The 22646-nt window shown below is 39.2% G+C and carries 21 protein-coding genes; 3 read left to right on the forward strand and 18 right to left on the reverse strand.

Annotation, left to right across the window (positions count from 1 at the left end; translation table 11 throughout):
• Positions 1-467 precede the first annotated feature (467 nt).
• The 15 genes from BANVL01_RS17455 to BANVL01_RS17520 form a co-directional block, all read right to left on the reverse strand.
• On the reverse strand, positions 468-1847 hold the full coding sequence (locus BANVL01_RS17455; protein WP_066095774.1) for a sensor histidine kinase: 1380 nt from the start codon (positions 1845-1847) through the stop codon (positions 468-470).
• Entirely contained in the window at positions 1844-2524 is a 681-nt protein-coding gene (locus BANVL01_RS17460) for a response regulator transcription factor (protein WP_066095771.1), read from the reverse strand. The genes BANVL01_RS17455 and BANVL01_RS17460 overlap by 4 nt, the downstream gene beginning before the upstream one ends.
• Before the next feature lie 15 nt (positions 2525-2539).
• Positions 2540-3220, reverse strand: a complete 681-nt coding sequence (locus tag BANVL01_RS17465; RefSeq protein WP_066095768.1) for an ABC transporter ATP-binding protein — start codon at positions 3218-3220, stop codon at positions 2540-2542.
• A gap of 1 nt (position 3221) precedes the next feature.
• Positions 3222-4256, reverse strand: coding sequence for an ABC transporter permease (locus BANVL01_RS17470; RefSeq protein ID WP_066095765.1), 1035 nt, complete (start codon positions 4254-4256; stop codon positions 3222-3224).
• Positions 4257-4458: 202 nt separating this feature from the next.
• A complete protein-coding gene (locus BANVL01_RS17475) occupies positions 4459-5826 on the reverse strand; it encodes a dipeptidase (RefSeq protein ID WP_066095762.1) in 1368 nt (455 codons plus the stop codon).
• A 223-nt stretch (positions 5827-6049) separates the two neighbouring features.
• Entirely contained in the window at positions 6050-7123 is a 1074-nt protein-coding gene (locus BANVL01_RS17480; protein WP_066148017.1) for a cytochrome-c peroxidase, read from the reverse strand.
• A 254-nt stretch (positions 7124-7377) separates the two neighbouring features.
• Entirely contained in the window at positions 7378-8337 is a 960-nt protein-coding gene (locus tag BANVL01_RS17485) for a 2-hydroxyacid dehydrogenase (RefSeq protein WP_066095759.1), read from the reverse strand.
• 65 nt (positions 8338-8402) lie between these two features.
• Complete coding sequence (locus BANVL01_RS17490; protein ID WP_066095753.1) at positions 8403-9101, reverse strand: FadR/GntR family transcriptional regulator; 699 nt, start codon at positions 9099-9101, stop codon at positions 8403-8405.
• A gap of 109 nt (positions 9102-9210) precedes the next feature.
• Entirely contained in the window at positions 9211-9447 is a 237-nt protein-coding gene (locus BANVL01_RS26845) for a glycerate kinase (RefSeq protein ID WP_082805043.1), read from the reverse strand.
• A gap of 255 nt (positions 9448-9702) precedes the next feature.
• A complete protein-coding gene (locus BANVL01_RS17495; RefSeq protein ID WP_066095752.1) occupies positions 9703-10146 on the reverse strand; it encodes a cell wall hydrolase in 444 nt (147 codons plus the stop codon).
• A 186-nt stretch (positions 10147-10332) separates the two neighbouring features.
• Positions 10333-11220, reverse strand: coding sequence for a 2-hydroxy-3-oxopropionate reductase (gene garR, locus BANVL01_RS17500; protein WP_066095744.1), 888 nt, complete (start codon positions 11218-11220; stop codon positions 10333-10335).
• A 36-nt stretch (positions 11221-11256) separates the two neighbouring features.
• Positions 11257-12162, reverse strand: coding sequence for a dihydrodipicolinate synthase family protein (locus BANVL01_RS17505; RefSeq protein WP_218010675.1), 906 nt, complete (start codon positions 12160-12162; stop codon positions 11257-11259).
• Between the two features lie 191 nt (positions 12163-12353).
• Positions 12354-13481 carry a glycerate kinase family protein gene (locus BANVL01_RS17510; RefSeq protein WP_066097220.1) on the reverse strand — a complete coding sequence of 376 codons (1128 nt, stop codon included), beginning with the start codon at positions 13479-13481 and terminating at the stop codon, positions 12354-12356.
• 150 nt (positions 13482-13631) lie between these two features.
• Complete coding sequence (gene gudD, locus BANVL01_RS17515; RefSeq protein ID WP_066095741.1) at positions 13632-14984, reverse strand: glucarate dehydratase; 1353 nt, start codon at positions 14982-14984, stop codon at positions 13632-13634.
• Positions 14985-15116: 132 nt separating this feature from the next.
• Positions 15117-16439, reverse strand: coding sequence for a gluconate:H+ symporter (locus BANVL01_RS17520; protein ID WP_066095738.1), 1323 nt, complete (start codon positions 16437-16439; stop codon positions 15117-15119).
• 273 nt (positions 16440-16712) lie between these two features.
• On the opposite strand from BANVL01_RS17520, the gene BANVL01_RS17525 reads away from it, so the two are divergent.
• Positions 16713-17753 (forward strand): CdaR family transcriptional regulator, encoded by a 1041-nt coding sequence (locus BANVL01_RS17525; protein WP_066095737.1) that lies wholly within the window; start codon positions 16713-16715, stop codon positions 17751-17753.
• A gap of 45 nt (positions 17754-17798) precedes the next feature.
• Here BANVL01_RS17525 and BANVL01_RS17530 read toward each other — a convergent pair whose 3' ends face one another.
• Positions 17799-18260, reverse strand: a complete 462-nt coding sequence (locus BANVL01_RS17530; RefSeq protein ID WP_169803198.1) for a hypothetical protein — start codon at positions 18258-18260, stop codon at positions 17799-17801.
• A gap of 247 nt (positions 18261-18507) precedes the next feature.
• The gene (gene garD, locus BANVL01_RS17540) at positions 18508-20025 is read right to left on the reverse strand and encodes a galactarate dehydratase (RefSeq protein ID WP_066095725.1); all 1518 of its coding nucleotides are present in this window, start codon (positions 20023-20025) and stop codon (positions 18508-18510) included.
• Between the two features lie 126 nt (positions 20026-20151).
• Here garD and BANVL01_RS17545 point away from each other — a divergent pair, with 126 nt between their 5' ends.
• Together BANVL01_RS17545 and BANVL01_RS27385 are read left to right on the forward strand one after the other, a co-directional pair.
• Positions 20152-21084, forward strand: coding sequence for a LysR family transcriptional regulator (locus BANVL01_RS17545; protein WP_066095722.1), 933 nt, complete (start codon positions 20152-20154; stop codon positions 21082-21084).
• Between the two features lie 51 nt (positions 21085-21135).
• The gene (locus tag BANVL01_RS27385; RefSeq protein ID WP_156482350.1) at positions 21136-21291 is read left to right on the forward strand and encodes a hypothetical protein; all 156 of its coding nucleotides are present in this window, start codon (positions 21136-21138) and stop codon (positions 21289-21291) included.
• Between the two features lie 173 nt (positions 21292-21464).
• Here BANVL01_RS27385 and BANVL01_RS27855 read toward each other — a convergent pair.
• A partial coding sequence (locus tag BANVL01_RS27855) for a DUF4179 domain-containing protein (RefSeq protein WP_169803199.1) occupies positions 21465-22646 on the reverse strand: 1182 nt, incomplete at its 5' end.

The raw sequence follows: 22646 nt of genomic DNA on the forward strand, positions 1-22646 counted from the left end.
TTTGTATGTATGTGAAAATTCCTAGATGTTATGGTGAGATGGTACTAAGTGGGTAAAAAACAGGGATGATAAAGACATGGTGGATAACACTGTATAAACCTGGTTATCTATTATTCTAGTAATAATCGCAGCAGATAACTATAGGATGATTTCACCAAATTTTCTGAAATCAATAGGACTAAAGAGAGTGTCGGTATGTTTGCACTAGATAATATTTCCTAATAACAGGTATTAGTTTCTTTAAGTACATTCTAATCAAAATTTGTAAATAGAAATGAATTGAATCCAAAATTGGAGATATTCCATATAAAAAGAGAGATAGCTATATAGACGATAAACAAGATGATAAAAAAATAAAGACTGAAAGATTCCAGTCTCTGTTTTTTCTAGAAATTTGGGGTCATGATATGGTTTTCTATTACTTTTTATACAGCGAGCCCGTCAGCTGTTATACCCTATTAAGGATTCTATCTAATCGGCAATTCCACAATAAAAGTAGTTCCTTCATTTTGATTACTTCTTACATTGATACGGCCGCTGTGCAAGTCGATAATTGTCTTGACGATTGATAAACCCAGGCCGGTGCCCTCGATTGTACGTGTACGTGCTTTATCGGCCCGGTAAAAACGTTCAAATATTCTTTCTAATTCTGGATCATTCATCCCAATTCCTGTATCCTCAAAGGTTACGATGACTGTTTCTTCTTTTTTATCAATAGATATCTCAATGCTGCCATTCTGTTTGTTGTATTTAATAGCATTGGATAGGAGGTTATCCCAAACCGTATTGAGCAAGGATGGATCACCGATAATCTCGATATCCGGTAATGAGTAACTCAGCATAATCTCCTTGTCACTTACTGCCCATTGATAGTTTTGCACCAATTTCTTCAATTGCAGGCCGAGATTAAAGGTTTTTTTCTTCATAATATCCTCATTTCTGTCTAATGAGGCCAGAAGCAGCAATTGTTTTGTTAAGGTAGAAAGTCTTTTAATTTCACTGTTAATGATGGATACATATTGGGATCTTTCTTCTTTGCTTATAGAATCAGTTTCTAATAAGCTGGAATATCCTTTTATATTAGACAGTGGTGACTGTATATCATGAGAAATATTCGAAATAAATTCCTTTCTCATGTCATCCATTTGTTCCAACTTTCTCGCCATCCGCAAAAAGCTATGGGAAAGTTCCCCTATCTCATCGTGTCGTGTCACGTCCAGTTCTACATTAAAATTACCATTTGCCAGTGATTTTGTCGCTTTTGTCAGGTTAGAAATCGGTTTTACTAAATATTTTGTATTAATAACAACCATAATGATGGTTAACGTAATGGCTATTCCAAGAATCCATGCAAATAAAATGTGCATCTCGTTGAAGAGGAATTTGATGTCTGGCCTAATAAATAGAGCAAAAGTTTCTCCGTTATATTTTAATGGCACACCAATGGTATTGTTTAGTTCATTGGCAAAAAAGCCTGTTACAAATTTCCCTTGTGGAAATTGAAGTATACCGTGAAAAATATGGCCGTTTATTACATCTTGTTGTGTTGAAATAGAAAGACTTTTGTTCCTGAATGGTTCGCCGAAAAAAGTTCTGTTTCCGTTTGTATCTACTAGGCATATTTGATACCCAACTTTAGTAATGCTGTCCAAGTACTCTGTCAAGCTTATTGTTGGATGACTTTCAGCAAAAGCAGCAATATCTAATGCGACTTTTGTATTTTTATTGTCATTATATGGTTTTAACTTCTGTTGATAATAGGTATTTGAAATGACAAAAGCTAAGAGAAAGCTAATAAACATCATTCCAATAGTTATGACAATAAATTTCACATAAAGTGTTTTCATTTACGGTGGACCTCCAATAAATATCCAACCCCACGTACTGTTTTTATTTGAAAATCATCCGTTAAGTTAGAAAAACGTTCCCTTAATCTTTTTATATGAACATCTACCGTTCTCGCATCTCCTTCATAATCCAAGCCCCATATTTGTTCGATCAAGTGTTCTCGGGAAAAAACAAGCTTAGGATTAGAAATTAAATATGATAAAAGCTCGAATTCTTTTAGCGGTAAGAGCAAGGTACGCTTCCCTACCTGAACTTCATAACTTTTTTTGTTTATCGTGGTATTGCCAATTTGTAGTATGGCTTCATCCGGCTGGTGGTCAAATCGCCGCAGCAATGCTTTCATCCGAAAAGTTAATTCTTTGGGCTCAAATGGTTTGACCAGATAATCATCCGTTCCGGCTTGAAATCCTAGCTCCTTATCTTCAATTTCACTTTTTGCTGTTAAAAGGATTACTGGAATATCATACTGTTTTCGAATCATTTTCGTAAGGGTATAGCCATCCATAAATGGCATCATCACATCCACTATGGCTAAATCGCAGGCAGCCTTCTCGAGTATTTCTAATGCTTCCATCCCGTCTTTTGCCTGAAATACATTATATCCATGTTCAGATAAGTGAATATCAACAAGTTTTACTATATTGATATCGTCATCCACAATTAAAATATTTGTCATATCATTTTCTTTCTCCTACACTTTTTGCAAAATCTGCCCATCACTCATTTTAATGATATGGTCAGCAAATGAAAGCATTTCTTCGTCATGTGTTACTATTAATGTGGCAATATTGAGTGTCTTTGTTAAATGACTGATTAATGTCATCACATCTTTTGACCTTTTCGAATCCAAACTTGCAGTTGGTTCATCTGCAAAGAGAACTTTCGGTCTGTGGATAATGGCACGGGCAATTGCAACCCGCTGCTTTTCACCGCCGGACAATGAAGAGGGATAGGCATGTTTTCGATGATCCATTTCAACCAATTTTAGGATTTTGTCAACTTCTTTTTTCTGTTCCCGTATTTTTAATTTAGATTCAGATACATCCAACATGAGTAACAGCTGCTCTTCTACTGTAAGAAAAGGCACCAGGTGGGCAAATTGAAAGACGAAGCCAAATTGATGAGCCCTGATTTTCCGAACTTGTTCCGCATTCATAGAAGTCAAGTTTTTCCCTTCGAAGATTATCTGTCCATCTGATGCCGGCTGGAGTCCTGCAGCTATGGTAAGAAGGGTGCTTTTACCTGAGCCTGATGCCCCTACTAAAGAGGTTAACTCCCCTTCTCGAAGAATAAGATTCACTCCTTTTAGGATTTCTTCCGTCACTTCTCCATTTTTATAAGATTTTTTAACATTATCTATTTTAAAGATCATATTAAACCTCTCCTTGTTGAATAGCTTGTAATGGTTGAACTGATTTAATTTGTAAACCGGAAAGGGTTGCGCCAATAAATCCTATCATGAGGAAGACGATCGACAATTGAACGGTTGTTTCAGTTGTTAAACTAAAAGGCATTCCTGTAGGAGCTACCCTAGTAAAAATTTGACTGAGGAAAATGGCTATACTAAGTGCAATGACGGTGATAAACACCATTTGCGTCCACATTATTTTAAACAACGAACTTGTTTTTACACCGATCGCTTTAAGAATACCGTATAAACCAATCTTTTGAACATTCATCATGTAAAAGAAGATTGCAAACAACATTCCGCTAATAACAACTAAAAACCATATAATCATGTTAAGGGACATCTGTTCTGATTTATAACTCGAAATGGTATTAAGGAATTGTTGATTCGAAAAGGATCCCATACCAGAGAAGGTTGGTACTGTACCCCCTTCAGGTATAAAAATCAACTGCATTTCGTCGGTCCCATAAATTTCTTTATAGTCCTCCATACTGATATAAGCTACAGATGCATGGCTGTATTTACTGTGTTTAACAAAACCTTTTACAACAAACTTACCTTTGTATTGATTATTGGTTAAAGCATCTCCAATTTTGATACCATTATCCTCCATTGACTTGTCGAGAACAATTTCCCCTTTTTCTACATTTTTAAACTGCTTAGAACTGGTCGCTGTCACAAACGCGACACTTTGCTGCTTACCATCACCATCATTCAAAAACCCCATTTGAATGGAAAATGCCGTGGCATCCTTTTCTTTGCTTAAAATTTGTTTTTGAATTCTGCGGTCTACCCTAGACATGCTGTAGGTCTGATCGGCTTCCTTCGTCATATAAAATTGCCCAGCCGGCAAATCTTTTATTAAACCTGCACTTTCTTGTGATAATCCATTTGCCAATCCAGATATCATAAACGTTAATAAACTAACCAGAAAAACAATGGAACCTAAAATCATAAATTTTGCTTTACTTTTCTTCATTTCTTTCCAGGCAATGTTCATCTTCATTCCTCCAATCTTAATTACCCCCTTAGTTTAAGGTCGGTGTGTGAACGGAAGATGAACAGAAAATTACATTACTAAATTTTGATATTCTAAGTTAAAGAGGTGCCCAGGCCCACCCCGATTTTTGTAGAATTTTGTCGACTGGTAAACTTAAAAAGCCCTATTCCTTGGAAAGGGCTTTTTTTCTAATTACATAATTTTATTTCTCAATCAACTCTAAAAAGGAGCAAATCGTTAAGATGCCTTTATCAAAGTTTTCTAGGTGAAAATGTTCATTTGGTGCATGAAGATTTTCATCTGGCAAACCGAATCCCATTAAGACAACTGGAGCATTTAATGAATGGCTGAAATCCGATACAATCGGAATGGAGCCGCCTTCTCTTTTGTAAACAGGCGATTTCCCGTACACGTTTTGATAAGCCTCGGCAGCCTTTTGAATCATCGGACTGTCAATCGGGGTTAAAAATGGATTACCCGTATCGCCAAGAGACACTTTTACCGTGCATCCTATTGGTGCATGTTCTTCGAGATGTTTTTTGATCAATCCCTGGATCTTTTCAGGGTTTTGATTGTGGACTAGACGGCAGGTGATTTTGGCATGTGCCTCGTTCGGAATGACGGTTTTTGTACCTTCCCCTTGAAATCCGCCCCATAGGCCGTTTATTTCTAATGTTGGCCGGGAACTGATTCTCACCGGGTAAGGATAATTGTTTTCCCCTCCCGTTAAATCTGTTAACCCTAACGATTTTTTCAGTTTTTCTTCATCGAAACCCAAAGCTTTAATTTGTTCCTTTTCAAACTCTGTCAGTTCCTCAACATCATCATAAAAATGCTCCACATTTACTTTCCCGTTCACATCATGAAGGCTTGAAAGCAACTGGACTAATAAGTGGTTAGCGTTCTGAACTCCCCCGCCGAACATGCCCGAATGCAAATCAGAGTTCGCCGTGTTAATGGAAACTTCCAGCGCACATAGGCCTCTTAATGAATAGGTAATGGCAGGGACTCCTTTATCCCACATATCAGAATCTGAAATGACAACCACATCACAGGTTAATTTTTCTTTATTTTCGGATAAAAAGTGCGGAAGATTGGGACTTCCGATTTCTTCTTCGCCCTCGATGCAAAATTTTATATTCACCGGTAATTTACCCTCTGACTCCAATAATGTTTCCACTGCTTTAATATGTAAGAACATCTGTCCTTTGTCGTCCGTTGCCCCTCTGGCAAAAATCTTTTCATCCCGGATAGCCGGTTCAAAAGGAGGGGTTTCCCATAAATGAACAGGGTCAACGGGCTGCACGTCATAATGACCGTATACTAACACAGTGGGGGCATTTTCATGATGAATCCACTCGGCATAAATAATCGGGTGCCCTTTTGTCTGGATGATTTCCACATGTTCCATTCCAATGTTTTTTAATTTATTGGAAATCCATGAAGCTGCTTTTTGAATGTCCTCTTTATGCTCCGATAAGGAACTAATACTGGGAATCTGGAGTAATTCTTTTAATTCCTCAACATTCTCATGATGTTTATTGGATAAAAATTCAGATAACTGGCTCATTTTATCACCTTTTCTATTTTATTTTCTATTCTATTTTATACAAAAAATTAGAGAAAGCCTATAATCGAGTTCTGCATTATTGTTTTAGCTACCTCAAAATATCCAAAATATGCTGTATAAAGATGTCCAGAATCTGCTAAACAACGAAAAAAAACCTCATGTAGACCGTATGGTTTTCGCATACCTTCTACATAAGGGATTATTATCGTTTAAATCGTAAATTTTATGGGATTTTAGGTTCTTCTATCTTTATTGGTTTTCCGCTTAATGATTGAAGGAAAGCAACCAAGGCAGCCTGTTCCTTATCAGAAAGATTGAGAGGGTTGAAATCCTCTGAAGTAAATTGGTCAACGTGCTTTCCTTCATTATAATGTTTCACTACTTCTTCTAATGTCTTCATGCTTCCATCATGCATGTACGGAGCGGTATAGATAAGTTGACGAAGTTGAGGGGAGCGAAATGCCCCCTTATCCTCTTCTTGATCAGTTACATAGAACCGTCCTAAATCACCATTGTTTATACCTAAATTATCAAAATCGTTATCAGAAAAATTTGCTCCTGCATGACATGTTATGCAGCTTCCTTTACCAACGAAGATTTCCATTCCTAATTTTTCTTGAGTCGTTAATGCTTTATTGTCCCCTTGTAGATAGTGATCAAACGGCGTATCGTTGACAATAAGAGTCCGCTCGTAGCTTGCTAAAGCTTCTGCTATATGTTTAGTTGTAATTTCACCTTGAAAAGCATTTGCAAATAGTCTCCTATACTCCGGTACATCTTTCAATTCTTTCACTAGTTCATCTAAATCTTGGTCCATTTCAACTGGATTTATAATTGGACCCAATGCCTGCTCCTCTAAACTTGTAGCTCTGCCATCCCAGAAAAGCTTTTCATAATAGGCGGCATTTAGAACAGTAGGGGTATTCCGTTGACCTTCTCTCCCGTCTACGCCAACGGCAGTCGCACGTCCATCTGTGAAGGCTTTGTCTACAGCATGACATGTAATACAGCTTACTTCATTATTTCCGGACAGCCGTTTATCAAAAAAAAGCATTTTTCCTAACACAACCTTTTGCTCCGATACCTGGTTTTCGACTGGAACAGGAACAAGTCCTAATTTTTCAAATTTTGTTCGAAGGTAATCATCTACACTCGGCAAAGTGGTGGAACCAATCTTATTATCTACATTCTGAAAAGCGGTGGAACCAATCTTACTGAGACCACTGACCATTATGATACATATTACCATCCCTGTAATCATCAATAAATACCTGTTTGTACTTACTATTCTTTTCATTTTCAGTCCCCTATTATTAAAAATGTCTCTTTTATTTTAATAATGGAAGATTAATAGAAAATGAATTTCATGTAAATTTTAAGTTAATGGTATGCAACTAAATAGGCTCCTTCAATTAGATTGGTCAATTCATCCCAGCTCTATAGTAAGGCATTCCTGCATACTCACTCCAATCCTGAAATGACCATCCGAATACCTTTCAAACTTCTTTGTCCGATCCATGAAGTGTGCCCATCAAGTTGCTTGGTGTGGGTTTATTTGATTAAATTAGCCGGTATTTCGCCATTGATCCCGGAAACGAGATTAGTGGCAGCTAGCATCGCCATTTTAAAACGCGTTTCATACGTTGCAGAACCGATATGCGGCAAAGTAACGACATTTTCCATAGAAATCAGTGGATTATCCAAATTAATTGGTTCTTGGACAAAGACATCCAATCCCGCACCATAAATTTCACCTGTTTGGAGTGCATGAATTAACGCTTCCTCATCCACGGTTTTCCCTCTTGAACAATTGATGAAAATAGCCGATTCTTTCATGAGCTCAAATTCTCTTTTTCCCATTAGCTTTTCAGTCTTTGGGGTGAGCGGTGTCATAAGACAGACAAAATCAGATTTCTTTAACAGTTCTTCCCTTGAACAATACATGGCATTATACTTTTCTTCAGCATCCCTATTTCTCGAACGGTTGTGGTAAAGAATCTCCATATCAAACCCAAGGTGCGCCCTTTTGGCAACTGCAGAACCTATTCCTCCCATACCAATAATCCCTAAAACTTTATGATGGACATCTATTCCAAACCAAGGTTCTTCGAGATTTGTTTTCCACTGCCCTGTCTTCACAAATTGGTCTAATTCCGGCATCCTTCTAGCCGTGGATAGGATCAACCCGATAATAGTATCTGCGACAGAGTCATTTAATACTTCTGGGGTATTGGTTGCCATTATTCCGCGTGCTGATAATGCGGATAGTTGTAAATTATCATAGCCGACTGAAATATTACTTACAATTTTTAGCTGGGGAGCATTTTCTAATAATTCCCCATCGACTTTTAACCCGGAACCTATTATCCCATTCGCATTCTTTAACTCATGAAGAAATGCCGGATACGTATTTGAATCTAGTTTCTCAAAATAAACAATTTCACACGTTTTTTGGATAAAATCTAATACTCTTTGATCTACTTTTTTATATACAATCACTTTAGGTTTCATGAGAATCCTCTCTACACTTTTATTTTTTGAAAATCTCCGTTAAATTTCAACTAATAATACCAATCCTAAAGATTATGATTTTTTGTTACTTTATGTCGAACGTAATCAAGATGTAAAAACATTTGATGAAATGCCTCAAAAGGATCTCTTTTTTCCAATGCCTTGTAAATTGCCGTATGATGCTGAACAGTTCGTTCTGGTTCACGAACTTTTATCTCATCGTTAATTTTGACAAGTGTTACGATTAACGAGTCAACCATACCTTCCACAATTGGATTATTGGCGCTTAACGCAATGATGCGGTGAAATTCAATGTCCGCTTCCCCGTAGTCATTGTCTTTACTGTTTGCAATCACATCAATCGTTTGTTTTAGTCTTTTGAGCTCTTCATCGCTAATTTTCTCGGCGGCAATCGTAATTAATCCTAGTTCCAATGCCATTCGCGCTTCAACCATTGCCTGTAGGTTATCGTGTGCTAGGGATAGCATAATCGAAAAGGGATGACTGCTAATTTTATTGTTAAAAAAAGTGCCTTCCCGTGTTTTGCGGGTAATAACACCCAATGATTCAAGCGAGCTGAGCGCTTCACGTAATACAGGACGGCTGACATTTAGTTTTTCCATAAATTCCATTTCCGTTGGGAGCTTATCTCCCGGTTTCAGCTGACCACTATTTAACAGTTGGATAATACTTTCAACTACCTGCTTGGATAATGTATTGCGGTTTACTGACACTACTTTTATTTCTTTGGGGGTCTCATCCATATTTAGGCTCCTTGTTTTGCCATTTTTGTAAGCCTATTATAATATATTGAACCTCCCTTATCACCCGTAAGAAATAAAACGCTGCGAAAAATTAGCAGCGTTCTGTCAACTATAGTTTCAATATGCGACAAATATTTTCTGCCGCAAAAGCTAGATTTGCTTCTCCGTTGTCGAGTGCTTCCTCTAGTGAAGAAACGCCTTTTAAGATCCCAATAATAGCATTAAACCCGTTATCGTATAGGGACTCTACCCCATTGCCAATTCTTCCGGCAAAAGCAATCACAGGAATAGAATATTTTTTTGCTACAGTAGCAACCCCGTAAGGAGTTTTGTTACGATAAATCAAATAAAATTAGGACGATAGATTAAAAAAAGCAACCGTTTACATTATTAATTGTATAATTGTCTTACACATAAATCATCATTCAAACTACTAATAAATGTTTTATTTTTTAGGCAAATAAACAAAGGATTCAAGTAATAGGATGGAATGGACATCCATATGACTGAAGGTATTTCTCATGAAGATAAACAAGATTCTTGCTCAAGAAATTGCGGACAAGGTAATAAATATGTAAAAAAGCTTACTCCTAGAGTAAGCTTAACTTCCGATATAAACACTATCGCATGTTCCAGCTTTTGGTTCATAATAACAATGGTTTTTAAATTGACCAGAATGAGGTTGACCGTACCATGTTGGAGGGCATGGAGCATATGGATTAAAATACCAAAGGGCATATTTCCCTGGGTGTTCTCTCCAATAATCCAAATTCTTTTTTGCTAATCTTTTTTCAGAAGTTCTCGCTTTTTGATAAAATACATTCCCTTTTTGAACAGCTTCAAAGGAATAATTTCCTCCTTGTACTTGATAAATTACTTGGGGAATTGTTCTTAAATTTTTAAAGTCTGAACAATCTCCTTTAAGACGATTGACAATGACATTTCCAACATATAACATTCCCTGTTTTCCTTCACCTTCGGCTTCTGCTCTCATCATCCTTGCCATTAAGTCCACGTCCGAACTTCGATAATTTACTCTTGGCATATTTTTCACCTCCAAAATATAGTATGAAAAAAAGCCTACATTGATGTCATTGTTAATAAAATTAAATGGCGGTGCCTAGTCTCGTCCCAATATTAAAAAGTACCCTACAGGTAGACTTTTTTTATGTGTCTACTCCATAGGGTACATTTTAACGACTGCAGCGGTTTTTTTATATGAATTTTAAAATTAACGGCTTACCTCAGCATTCGCTAATTTTTCATAGTATTTTACGAGACTGCTATGATCTTCAAACTCATGGCCGTCAGTTTTTAAGGCATACATCATTTCAAGAACCGCCGCTGTTAAAGGTGTTGGAGCCCCGAATTCATGGCTTGTCTCTAATGCATTCGTTAAATCCTTAATATGCAAATTAATGCGGAATCCAGGATTAAAGTTTCGATCCAGCATCATCGGTGCTTTTGCGTCTAAAACGGTGCTTCCTGCTAAGCCACCGCGGATTGCCTGGTAAACAGCTTCAGGATTCACACCCGCTTTTTGCGCTAATACGAATGCTTCAGAAACAGCTGCGATATTTAAGGCAACAATCACTTGATTGGCAAGCTTTGTTACGTTACCTGCGCCAATTTCTCCTACTAGGACAACCGATCCTGCCATAGCAGATAGTACATCTTTCACTTCATCAAAAACTTCTTTCTTTCCGCCAACCATCACGGAGATGGTTCCATCAATTGCTTTTGGCTCCCCGCCGCTGACAGGTGCGTCCAGCATTTCTACTCCTTTTTCCACCAATGCTTTATATACTTCCTGGGAAGCAGCCGGTGCAATGGAACTCATATCCACATAAATTAACCCTTCACGCGCGCCTTCAATCAGCCCATTTTTTCCTAAAGCTACTTCTTTCACGTTCGGAGAATTAGGCAGCATCGTAATGACGATATCTGACTTTTCGGCGACGGCCCTGGGAGTAGTTTCTACTTCTGCACCCAATTCTTGGAGTTCTTTAGCTGCATCTTGATTAAAATCGCTGACAATTAATTGATATCCGGCTTTGATCAGGTTCTTGCTCATAGGCTTACCCATAATTCCAAGTCCGATAAATCCGATTTTCTTCATATTATATCTACTCCTTCAGATTAATTTTTTTGTAATCTATTTTTCTATCAACCCGGCTTCCGCCATTGAGTTTCTTAGTGATTCCAGTACTGCCCCTTTACTGCTTTGAATAGGTTTGACACATTCGCCAACCTCTAATCCGAGTAAATTCGCCATATCCTTGGTAGCAACAGGGAAGGTCGCTTTGTCCTGGGCAAGACGAACGGGATTTAACCTGAATTGTGCCTCTAATGCTCCCGCGAGGTCACCCGCCATATATTTGTTGTAAATCGACGTAACCAACGGGCCAAACATATTGGCGGTTGAACAAACGCTGCCAACTGTCCCTATACACAAACCAGGAAATACAAGTGTATCTTTACCGGCCATGACTTTAAAATTCAAATCCCTTGTGCATCGGACCAATTCACTTAGCATCGTAAAATCTCCGCTTGAATCCTTTATGCCGACAATATTGCCAACATCCCGGGCTAGTTTATCAACCAATTGAACAGAAATGTGGTAGCCAACTCGGCCTGGGTTATTGTAAAGCAGTACAGCTGTGTTTGGAACGGCATCTGCCACGGCTTTAAAATGATCATATAATTCGTCAAAGGTTGGCTTTAGAAACATAGGTTGGAGAATCGAAATCCCATCCGCCCCCATTGCTTCCGCCATTTTAGCTAGAAGAACGGCCTGTTTTGTTCGAATGGCCCCGATTCCAAAATAAACGGGAACCCGGCCTTTTGCTTGATCCATGATCACTTCAAAAGCATCCTTTAATTCATGCTCTTCAAACGCGTAAAATTCACCGTTACTTCCGAAAGCTAATATCCCGTGGACTCCATCTTCAATCACATGGTCTACCATAAAACGCAGCTTTGCTTCATCGATCTTTTCGTCTTTGTCTATTGGTGTGATGATAGGAACAACAATTCCTTTAATATCGTCTATATTCATCATAATTGGATCTCTCCCATGAATGTTACTAGTCATCTATATTTTAATTGTATATTTGTCTTACAAATAAATCATTAGGCAAATCAACAAAAAATTACACATTTTTTATCATATAACCGTCGTTCTTTTTTCATATTCACAATTTGAAAAACACTTCACAAACACAGCTGAATGACGAGCAATGAATAGGTTAGTTAAATCTTTAATACCCTGCAAACATTTTCTGTAGTGAAAGCTAAATTATCACGACCGGATTCGAGAGCTTCCTCGAGTGGGGTAACCCCTTTTAAGATGCCTATTATGGCGTTAAACCCATGGTGATATAAAACGTCAACACCATGGCCTATTCTGCCGGCAAAAGCGATTACAGGAACCGAATGTTTCTTTGCAATGGCAGCCACTCCATACGGTGTTTTACCAAACAAGGTCTGACCATCAATACTTCCTTCCCCTGTAAAACAGAAGTCCGCTCCGATGATTTTCTCTTCAAGTCCCGTATACTCGATGACAAGTTCAATTCCCTTTTTTAGCCGGGCATTTAAGAACGCCATTAATCCCGCGCCGAGTCCGCCGGCTGCTCCTGCACCTGCAATATGGGCAATATCGAGCTGCAGCTCTGTCTTAATCACTTCTGCAAAATGAGTTAAATTTCGGTCAAGGAGGCTCACCATTTCCGGGTCTGCCCCTTTTTGCGGGCCAAAAATAGCGGAACAGCCATTGTCACCAATTAAGGGATTGTTGACATCGCAAGCCACATCGATTTTTACCGTTTTAAGCCTCGCGTCTAATCCGCTTATGTCAATGGAATGCAGCTGCTCCAAAGCGCCGCCGCCAAACGGCAGTTCATCACCATTTTGATTCTTAAAAGAAACACCAAGTGCCTGAAGCATTCCCATCCCGCCATCATTGGTAGCACTTCCGCCAATTCCAATTAAAAATCGATTCACACCTTGATCGAGGGCATGCTTAATTAATTGACCCGTTCCATAGGTAGTCGTTACTAGTGGATTACGGTCTTCGGGTTTAATGAGACCTAATCCACTGGCACTTGCCATTTCAATCACAGCGGTTTTCCCCTCATCCAAAAGTCCATATTCGGCTATAACTTCTTTTCCTATTGGTCCGATTACTTCCGTCTTAATGATTTCTCCGTTAGAGAAACTCACGAGCGATTCCACCGTTCCTTCCCCGCCGTCTGCCATGGGAACAATCACGCATTCTGCATGGGGAAATACCTTTTTGATTCCTTTTTCCATTGCAAGGGCAGCATTCTTCGCCGTCATACTTTCTTTAAATGAATCTGGCGCCAGCACAATTTTCATCATAATCTGTCCTTTTCCTTGTTTTCTTTTTTAAACAATGGAGGGTGACATTTTAGTCACCCCATTTTTATTTGAAATTATTAAATACGATTATACTTTAAGAATTGTCCAGCTCCAGCGCCTAACTGCTAAACAGGCGTTTCCGCTTTTCTATCGTACAAGACACGGACGCTTGTTATCGAATTTCCAGCCTGGAATTAAAAACTGCATTCCGGCGCCATCATCACGGGAACCTAATCCCATGTTGTTATATAGCTCGTTCGCTTTTAAAATTTGATCCATATCCAGTTCAATCCCCAATCCTGGCTTATTAGGAATGGTGAGATAACCATCCTCAATCTTATATGGATCTTTGGTTAAATGCTCGATGCCTTCCTGCCAAATCCAGTGTGTATCAATAGCCGTAATATTACCAGGAGCGGCCGCTGCTACATGTGTGAACATGGCAAGTGAAATATCAAAGTGGTTATTAGAGTGTGAACCCCATGTTAAACCAAATTCATTACACAATTGGGCTACACGTACAGATCCCTGCATCGTCCAGAAGTGCGGATCTGCAAGCGGGATGCTCACAGACTGCATTGCGATGGCATGAGACATTTGTCTCCAGTCTGTTGCAATCATATTGGTTGCGGTCGGAAGCCCAGTTTGTTTTCTAAACTCCGCCATGATTTCACGGCCTGAATACCCGTTTTCTGCGCCGCATGGGTCTTCCGCATAGGTCAATATTCCATGCATATCTTTACATAACTCCACCGCTTCATTTAAGGACCAAGCTCCGTTTGGATCCAACGTGATTCTAGCATCCGGGAATCTTTCTTTTAAAGCCTTAATCGCTTTAATTTCTTCCTTGCCTTCTAAAACGCCGCCTTTTAATTTAAAGTCTGTAAATCCATAAAGCTTGTGCGATGCTTCGGCAAGCTTGACCACTGCTTCAGGTGTTAAAGCTTCTTCGTGACGGATCCGATACCATTCTTCTTCAGCATCCGGATTGCTGTAATACGGTATATCTGTCTTATTTCGATCACCAATGTAGAACAAATAACCCAATGTTTTTACTTTTTCACGCTGCTGCCCTTCCCCTAAAAGCGCTGCAACCGGTACATTTAAATATTTTCCCAGTAAATCTAGTAATGCCGCTTCAATCGCTGTTACAGCATGGATGGTGATTCGGAGATCAAAGGTCTGCAGACCGCGTCCTGCTACATCACGTGAAGCAAATGTTTTTCGTACATTATTTAAGATATTATGATAATGGCCGATGGATGAACCAACCACCAATTCCTTTGCATCTTCAAGTGTTTTACGAATTCCTTCACCGCCGGGAACTTCCCCGACACCAATATTTCCGCATGAATCCTTTAGGACCACAATATTCCTTGTAAAATAAGCACCATGGGCACCACTTAGATTAAGAAGCATGCTGTCACGACCAGCGACAGGGTATACATTCATTTCGGTTACGACGGGAGTAGTTTTTACTGTGTTTTGCACTGTTGACATGATATTATCTCCAATCTTAATCTTATTTTACTTTCAAGTCTTCCTATTTATATAAAGAGTAATTGAATCTCTTATATCCAAAAATCATCGGGCAGTAATTCTATAAACCGTTACTGCCCACTACATATCTTCTTAGAAAAATAGATTTAGTATTAATACACCTGCTAAGCCTATTATACCGAGAGCCGTGGTGTAGGTTGTTCTGATCTTTATGGCTTCGCCTACAGATAAATTTAAGTATTCTTTAAACATCCAGAAACCTGGGTCTGTCACGTGTGAGAACGAGATACTTCCGCAAGTGACGGCTAGAGTCATTAATTCCATGCTGACACCAGATGCCTGAGCAATTGGCAGAACCACACCGGCTGCTGTCATAACAGCCACGGTTGCTGATCCAAGAGCAATACGTAAAAGAGCTGCGATTAACCATGCAAGGATAATCGGAGAAATATTCAAACCGCCTGTGATATCTTTAATGTAGTCGGCAATACCACCATCAACCAATACTTGTTTAAAGGCACCGCCTGCTCCAATTACCAAGATGATCATGGCCATTGGTTTAACCGCATTAGAACATGATTGCATTACATCTTTGAGAGGACGGCCAGCTCTTGGTCCAAGAAGCCACATTGCAAGTAATAGGGCAATCAATAGGGCCATATTGGAAGAACCAACGAAATCCATTATGTGTCTAAAACTATTTTCCTTCGGCAAAAATAATGTACAAACTGCATCAATTGCCATTAATAATACTGGTACAAGTGCAACAAAAACACTTACGCCAAAGCTTGGCATTTCTTCTTCTTTGAATGTTTTGTTTGTAACAAGTCCTTCAGGTATTGACGGATTAATTTTTTTGAAGAAAGGCACCCGAGTCCATGTTAATCCAATAAAAGATGCCGCAGGGATGGCAATAATCAAACCGTAAAGAAGCGTTAATGACATGTTAGCGTTAAAAACTCCAGCAACTGCAGCCGGTCCCGGATGCGGTGGAAGGAAACTATGGGCTGTTGATAATGCGATTGACATCGGTAAAGCTACATAAAGTAGATTTAATTTTGTTTGGCGAACAATCACAAACACAAGAGGTATGATTAATACGAATGCTACTTCATAGAACATCGTAACGCCAAGGATTAAAGATGCGATTAAGATAGCAAGTTGAACACGTTTTATTCCCATTTTGTCCATTAGTCTAGTAGCAATCCTCTGAGCGGCACCAGCATCTGCCATCAACGTACCGATCATGGCTCCAAGTCCGACAATAATCGCCGTTCCTCCGAGCTGGCCTCCGAGACCATTAGAGATCGAACCCCAAATTTTGTCGAGCGGCATGCCTACTAAAAAACCAACAAATAAAGAAGTTAATAACAATGAGATAAATCCATTCATTTTTAACGGAATCATCAAAATTAGCAAAACGACAACTGCTAAAGCAACATACAATAAGGGCATGTTTATCTTCCTTTCCAGTAAGATATTAAACTGTTTGGCGCCTTTAGGGCATTTAAACAAAACGTAAAACTTCTTCTCTTTACAAGATAAATCGGCCAAGGGACTACTCTACAATCATCACAACCTGTAAAACTTCTTAAAATTCCAATAGTAAACGTTTACATTTTTATTGTATAATTGTCTTACAAATAAATCATCAGTCAAATGGATAATATTTTTATTTTTTTTTTGTGCAAATAGAGTGTACTATTTTTCATTTCATTAGGAGGACATATGAAAATAAATAAAGTTTTAGCCCAAGAGATTGCTGATAAGGTAATGAGCGTTATTCCCTATAAAGTAAATATCATGGATGAAAATGGATTAATTATTGGAAGCGGAGATAAAAAGCGGGTGGGCACCATTCATGAAGGAGCCGTTTCTGCCATTGAACAAGGAACCATGATAACCATCTATAAACCGGAAGGATCATCAAAACCAGGTGTAAACATTCCCATCCATTTTCAAAATATGACGATTGGGGTCATTGGCATAAGCGGTGATCCGCGGATTGTCGCACCTTTTGCCGAACTGGTCCGTGTAACAGCAGAGCTATTAATCGGCCAGGAATTTTTATTCAAAGAAAGAAGAATAAAGGAACAAAGGGTGGAGGAATTTCTGTATCATTGGGCTTTTCGGAATGATGAGTATGATACAGACTTTTTCAATAGTGCAGAGGCGATTGGGGTTAACCTAAAATTGGTTCGAAAAGCCGTCATCATAAAAGGGAAATTACGTAAACAGCCATCTTTATTCGCTCAGGAATTTACCTTTAAACTTAATCAGGAAAGCCATCTATTTATCGTTCCGGATACCAGTGATATTGTCAATCGGTTAGAACCCCTTATCGCTCAGGACTCAAAGATAGGAATCGGGGATCGTCATGAGATCCTGGCGAAATCAGTTCAGGAAGCAAAAAGAGCGATCGAGATATCTGAAAGTCTGAAATTCGCACAGAATATTTCTGATTATCCACAATTAAAATTTATTGATTATTTAACAAATAAAAATGTGGCTTTTGATGAAATCATTCCTTTTTACGCGCAGCTGGAAGAAAATCAAAAAGGACAGGAGTTATTGGAAACCCTTCTTTGCTTTATTGAAAACAGCGGTGATATGAACGCCATATCGTATAAGCTTCATATCCACCGGAACAGCTTAGCCTACCGGCTTCAAAGAATTGAAATCCTTACAAACAAGAACCCCAAAAATTTCATTGATTTGTTTCAGCTCTTTACCGGATATGTGCTATATAAAATGAAGCATTCTTCATAAAGAAAAGGAGCCCTTACTTTCGAACGTGAGGGCTGTTTTCCCCCCCTAATGTATAACCGAAATAATAGAGATTCCAATTAGGGCTAAAATAGACAAATGGACACTATTTAATCTTAAGCCTGTTTGAACTCCAGATATTCCAGCAAAACGGCTTACCATTAGATTAAGACCCGAGAATGGGCTGAGCGCCGTTGAAATCGACCAGGTCAGTAATAATAATAACGCTAATCCCATGTTGCTCATCCCTAATTCTGCCGGATTTAGCTGCATCGCTAGAGCTCCAATCGCAGCGATCTGGTGAATGCCCTTATAGGTAATGCACAGGACAATGATCATGACCGCCGCAGCAAATAGAAAAAAGGATTGGTGTGCCAAATAGCCAAGAAAAGTACTGACACGATCCGCAGCACTAGTTCCTTTCATGGCATAGGCTAACATTCCGGCACTCATAAACAGCATAATTTCATTGTTTAGCATGGGTACGGCCCGGTCGCGGAAATCAACCAACGATCAATTATGATGCCGGCAGTCATCATAAAAATTCCAAGCCAGTGCGGAAAGCGGTCGACCTTTAATGCACTACCTATAAAGGCGAGTAGCGAAAGAGCCACCACCACCAATTGAAGCCATGGTAACGCTAAAAAATATTGAATTAAATATAATGCGCACATCCCCAAAATAAGGTAACTTCGCATGTCAAACTCTCCTGCCTGAAAAACCGATTTGTGATTTTAAATAAATTCCCCCTCTTCCGTCAGGTGATAGGGGCTGGATTAAATAAAGTAAAATCATTATGAAGACCGTACTTTTCTGCCAAGCATTGTTTATGACCGCTTGCCACATCAATCATTTCATTAAAAAGCAGTGTGCCAATGTCCTCTATGGTTGCGGCACCTGTTACAATCGGTCCGGCATTAATATCGATCAAATCTTGCCACATATCCTTCATATCATTCCGTGAGCATACCTTAATAACCGGCGCCAATGCGAGCCCATAAGGAGTTCCGCATCCCGTCATAAATACTTCAAGCGTCATTCCGCTGGATAACTGACAAGAACCGCACACAAAGTCACTTGCCGGCGTCGCGGCGAAAATCATCCCTTTTTTAGTAGGTCTTTCTCCCGGGGAAAGTACCTCTACGATGGGTGACCTACCTGACTTGGCAATCGACCCCATCGCTTTTTCAACAATATTGGAAAGTCCGCCTTTTTTATTACCTGGTGTCGGATTGGCCGATCGGTCCACTTGACCGTTCTCCAGGTATTGATCATACCATTTCATCTCGGCTATTAATTTTTTGCCAACTTCATCATTTATACAACGTTCGCCAATGATATGGACGCCATCGCGGACCTCCGTCACTTCAGAAAACATGACGGTCGCACCCGCTTGGACCAACATATCGGCAGCGTAGCCGGCAGCTGGATTAGCCGTCACACCGGAAAAGGCATCACTTCCGCCGCATTGCATCCCGACAAGTAACTTGGAGAGAGGAAGTTCGACACGAGTTCTTACATTTAGTTTTTTCAGCTTCGTTTCTGCCTTTGCCAAAATCTCGGCCATAATGGCATCATGGCCCTTTACATTTTGAAATACCACCACATTTTCATGAGTAATATCTTCTTCATCCAATAACATCTCTAAGGTCAGTTTTTCACATCCCAAAGAGATCACCATTGTTTCCCCGCCGAAGTTAGGATGTTTCACAATATTGTGCAGCATCCGGATCGGAATTTTTGCTTCCGGAGCATTAATAGCCACGCCGCATCCATAGGCATGATTTATGGCAACCACATCATCTACATTTGGATATTTCGGCAAGAGCTCTTCTTTAATCTTCTTTACTGCGTTATTTAAAATGCCCGTCACACATTGAACGGTTGTCACAATCCCCAATATATTTCTGGTCCCTGCATATCCACCATCCGAGTTTGGAAATCCCATGAACGTTTTCTTTGGCGGTTCAGGTAAATCTGTCACCAAATTCACGGCAAATTTCATTTCATCCAAAGATGGGGGATTAGGAAGTGTAATCATATGCTCGTTAATCCAGTCACCTTTATTAATTTTCTGCTGCGCATATCCGATTGGAACACCATAACGGACAATTGTCTCTCCTTCAGGAATATCACATAAGGCAATTTTATGCCCCTGGGGAATATCTTGGTTAGCAGTAATATCCTCCCTAATCATGGTGCCTGCTGAAATGGCATTTACCGTAATGGCAACGTTATCATTTTCATTAATCTTAATAGATTGAGTAAGTCCCATGCCTCTCCCGCCTTTACACTTGTTCTTTCATATAAAAAATCGTAATCTGAAATCAACAAAAAGTAAAAGGGATAAAATTTAGATTTCTCTTAATAAAATTAAGAGTTAAGAGGAGCATTTTTAAACATGGACTTAAAACAAATCGAATATATTCTTAAAATTGCGGAAGAAAATAATATCACGAGAGCAGCAGAAAAGCTTTTTATCACACAGTCTGCATTAAACCAGCAGCTTTTAAAACTGGAGAAAGAGCTGGGAACCCCGCTTTTCGTTCGTTCCAAAGGTACTTGGCACTTAACTCGTGCAGGGGAGATTTATGTAGAAAGCGCAAAAAAGATCGTCCATATTAAAAAAGATACCTACAACCAAATAAATGATTTAGTGGAGAGGAAAAAGGGGAAATTAGTCATTGGATTACCGCCGGAACGCGGGCCAGAAATGTTTGCCTCCATCTATCCCCTTTTCTATAAAAAATATCCGAATGTAAAAATAGAGCCGGTTGAAATGGGGGTAAAACAGCAGCAACAAGAAATCAAACTTGGAAATCTTGACATTGGCTTTTTAACCTTACAAAGCTTTCAGAAAACAAATGACGAGTATATCCATATCTGTTCCGAGGAAATCATTTTAGCCGTTCCGGGAGCACATCCCCTTGGGCACCTTGGAGGAAAATGGGGTAAAAAGCTTCCTGAAATCAGCTTGGAATCCGTTAAACATGAATCTTTTGCGATTATGCAAAAAGGCTCCACACTAAGAGAAATTTACGAAAATCTTGTTGCTGAAGAGGATTTCAGGCCTACTATTCTTTTAGAAACCAGAAGCTGCCACAACTTATTCCATATGGTCGACGAAGGGATTTGCTGCTCGGTTTTCCCCATTACATACGCCATGGAGAGCCCCTGCGTTTCGTATTTCTCGATTAAACAAAAACCAGTCTGGGAGGTTTACGCCAGTTACAAAAAAGGCAGTTACTTAAGCAGCATTGCCAAAGACTTTATTCAGCTTGCGGCTGATTATTGGTCAGCAAAATTAGGAATTATTCATGAATCCTTGTATTAATTGCTCTGTTTGTAACAGAATAACTAACAATTAACAGGGAGGTGCTTTCTAATGGAACAGGATGAGAAAAGCTTTTCTTCGAAAACCCAAAATACCGTTTCAGTGAATGATCTTTATAAGGAGGCAAAAAGAAAAAACATTATGGATTGGGGAGAAATAGATACAGCAGAAAGCGTACTAAAAAAGAGCAATAAAAGCCCTGAATAAGGGCTTTTTCATATAGTTGTAGTGTTATACATGTACTTTAAAGGGAGGGATGGTAGTGAAGAATATATTATTACTATCTGCACTACACATTCGACGTGTGCCGTATGTATGTGGCAATACATGGGATGTTGACGAATTTTTAAACTGAAATAATCTTATCTTAACTTCACATTTTATTTCACCGAAATCTTCACAACATCATCCAAATATTTCGTTGAATTATATCCATAAATCTCCAGCCTTTTAGGAACCACTTTCTCTTCAGCGTTGTTACTTTGTAGCCCGTAGCTATAAACTGTTTCGAAATAACGAGGCTGTTCGATCTTATCATATACGAAAGGGTTTTCATTCATATCGTATTCAATCCCGTTTTTATCAAAGAGCACTCCTTCAGAATTAATCTCCATTGAAATAGGTTCATTTTCATCCTCACCCACAATATTGAAGTGAAGCGACTGATATGCTCGATTCTCAACTTCACGATTGCTTATGACAACAATGGTAGGCTGTCCAACTTCTACCTTGTCGATCGAGATTGTACTGCCCGCATATTCAAAGGTTTGAGGATATTCCCGAATCCCGTCCAATTCGATGATAAATGTGTCTTCAAACGTTAAATGAACAGATGCGAATTGAACGTGGACCTCTTTTGGTTTTTCACCAAAAAGTGGTTCAAAGTGTGTTTGAAAAGTACTCCAATTCACGTCTGGAAATGAATCCAATAAAGAGCCGCCATAGATTTCAGCTTTGAATTTTTTATTGTTCACTTCTAGATTGTCAAAATTAAGAAAGTCTATCCGCTTCTCTGGATGTTCAGTACTAATTGCAAATTGCAGAATCGTCGCTGTTGGAGCAATGGTTAGTTTATTAAATCGAACCGGAATCCCCTCGACTTCTGTTTCCTCATCCAATGCATATTCGATAGAGGGCTGTTTTGTTACAGGGATCTCGAAGTTCCACTCTCCTGTTTCAAATTCCATGTTCTCGTAAGGACTAAAACTATTCCGGTCAGAGGAATCACGAATCAATTTCTGAAGCTTTGTGATCTTCAGTTTGATTGTCCCGTTATCTGTTGTCAGTGGCAGCAGACTCATCTTTCCGTGAAACACGTTCTTTTCTTTATTATTTTCAGCCGATTTAAGGTCAGGAGGATAGTACTTTGGATATGTTTCACTACTCATGATTTTATATTCGTTCTCTACAGAACTACCCTCATGATAATCGATCACATATTGATTATCTTTAGCTGTATCTTCTATTTCATAAAAAACAAGCGTCTGAACATCATCAGCAATCGCGCTCTTGATCTTAATTTTCACCCCGCCGCTATCCGCTTCTAGGTTCAGCCTTTCACC

It is taken from the genome of Neobacillus novalis NBRC 102450, assembly GCF_001591805.1.
GTDB classification, from domain to species: Bacteria; Bacillota; Bacilli; order Bacillales; family Cytobacillaceae; genus Neobacillus; species Neobacillus novalis.

Excerpts from the sequence above, each read along its gene's own strand:
- BANVL01_RS17455 (WP_066095774.1), bottom strand. The coding sequence starts at position 1,847 with ATGAAAACACTTTATGTGAAATTTATTGTCATAACTATTGGAATGATG.
- BANVL01_RS17460 (WP_066095771.1), bottom strand. The coding sequence starts at position 2,524 with ATGACAAATATTTTAATTGTGGATGACGATATCAATATAGTAAAACTT.
- BANVL01_RS17465 (WP_066095768.1), bottom strand. The coding sequence starts at position 3,220 with ATGATCTTTAAAATAGATAATGTTAAAAAATCTTATAAAAATGGAGAA.
- BANVL01_RS17470 (WP_066095765.1), bottom strand. The coding sequence starts at position 4,256 with ATGAACATTGCCTGGAAAGAAATGAAGAAAAGTAAAGCAAAATTTATG.
- BANVL01_RS17475 (WP_066095762.1), bottom strand. The coding sequence starts at position 5,826 with ATGAGCCAGTTATCTGAATTTTTATCCAATAAACATCATGAGAATGTT.
- BANVL01_RS17480 (WP_066148017.1), bottom strand. The coding sequence starts at position 7,123 with ATGAAAAGAATAGTAAGTACAAACAGGTATTTATTGATGATTACAGGG.
- BANVL01_RS17485 (WP_066095759.1), bottom strand. The coding sequence starts at position 8,337 with ATGAAACCTAAAGTGATTGTATATAAAAAAGTAGATCAAAGAGTATTA.
- BANVL01_RS17490 (WP_066095753.1), bottom strand. The coding sequence starts at position 9,101 with ATGGATGAGACCCCCAAAGAAATAAAAGTAGTGTCAGTAAACCGCAAT.
- BANVL01_RS17495 (WP_066095752.1), bottom strand. The coding sequence starts at position 10,146 with ATGCCAAGAGTAAATTATCGAAGTTCGGACGTGGACTTAATGGCAAGG.
- garR (WP_066095744.1), bottom strand. The coding sequence starts at position 11,220 with ATGAAGAAAATCGGATTTATCGGACTTGGAATTATGGGTAAGCCTATG.
- BANVL01_RS17505 (WP_218010675.1), bottom strand. The coding sequence starts at position 12,162 with ATGATGAATATAGACGATATTAAAGGAATTGTTGTTCCTATCATCACA.
- BANVL01_RS17510 (WP_066097220.1), bottom strand. The coding sequence starts at position 13,481 with ATGAAAATTGTGCTGGCGCCAGATTCATTTAAAGAAAGTATGACGGCG.
- gudD (WP_066095741.1), bottom strand. The coding sequence starts at position 14,984 with ATGTCAACAGTGCAAAACACAGTAAAAACTACTCCCGTCGTAACCGAA.
- BANVL01_RS17520 (WP_066095738.1), bottom strand. The coding sequence starts at position 16,439 with ATGCCCTTATTGTATGTTGCTTTAGCAGTTGTCGTTTTGCTAATTTTG.
- BANVL01_RS17525 (WP_066095737.1), top strand. The coding sequence starts at position 16,713 with ATGAAAATAAATAAAGTTTTAGCCCAAGAGATTGCTGATAAGGTAATG.
- garD (WP_066095725.1), bottom strand. The coding sequence starts at position 20,025 with ATGGGACTTACTCAATCTATTAAGATTAATGAAAATGATAACGTTGCC.
- BANVL01_RS17545 (WP_066095722.1), top strand. The coding sequence starts at position 20,152 with ATGGACTTAAAACAAATCGAATATATTCTTAAAATTGCGGAAGAAAAT.
- BANVL01_RS27385 (WP_156482350.1), top strand. The coding sequence starts at position 21,136 with ATGGAACAGGATGAGAAAAGCTTTTCTTCGAAAACCCAAAATACCGTT.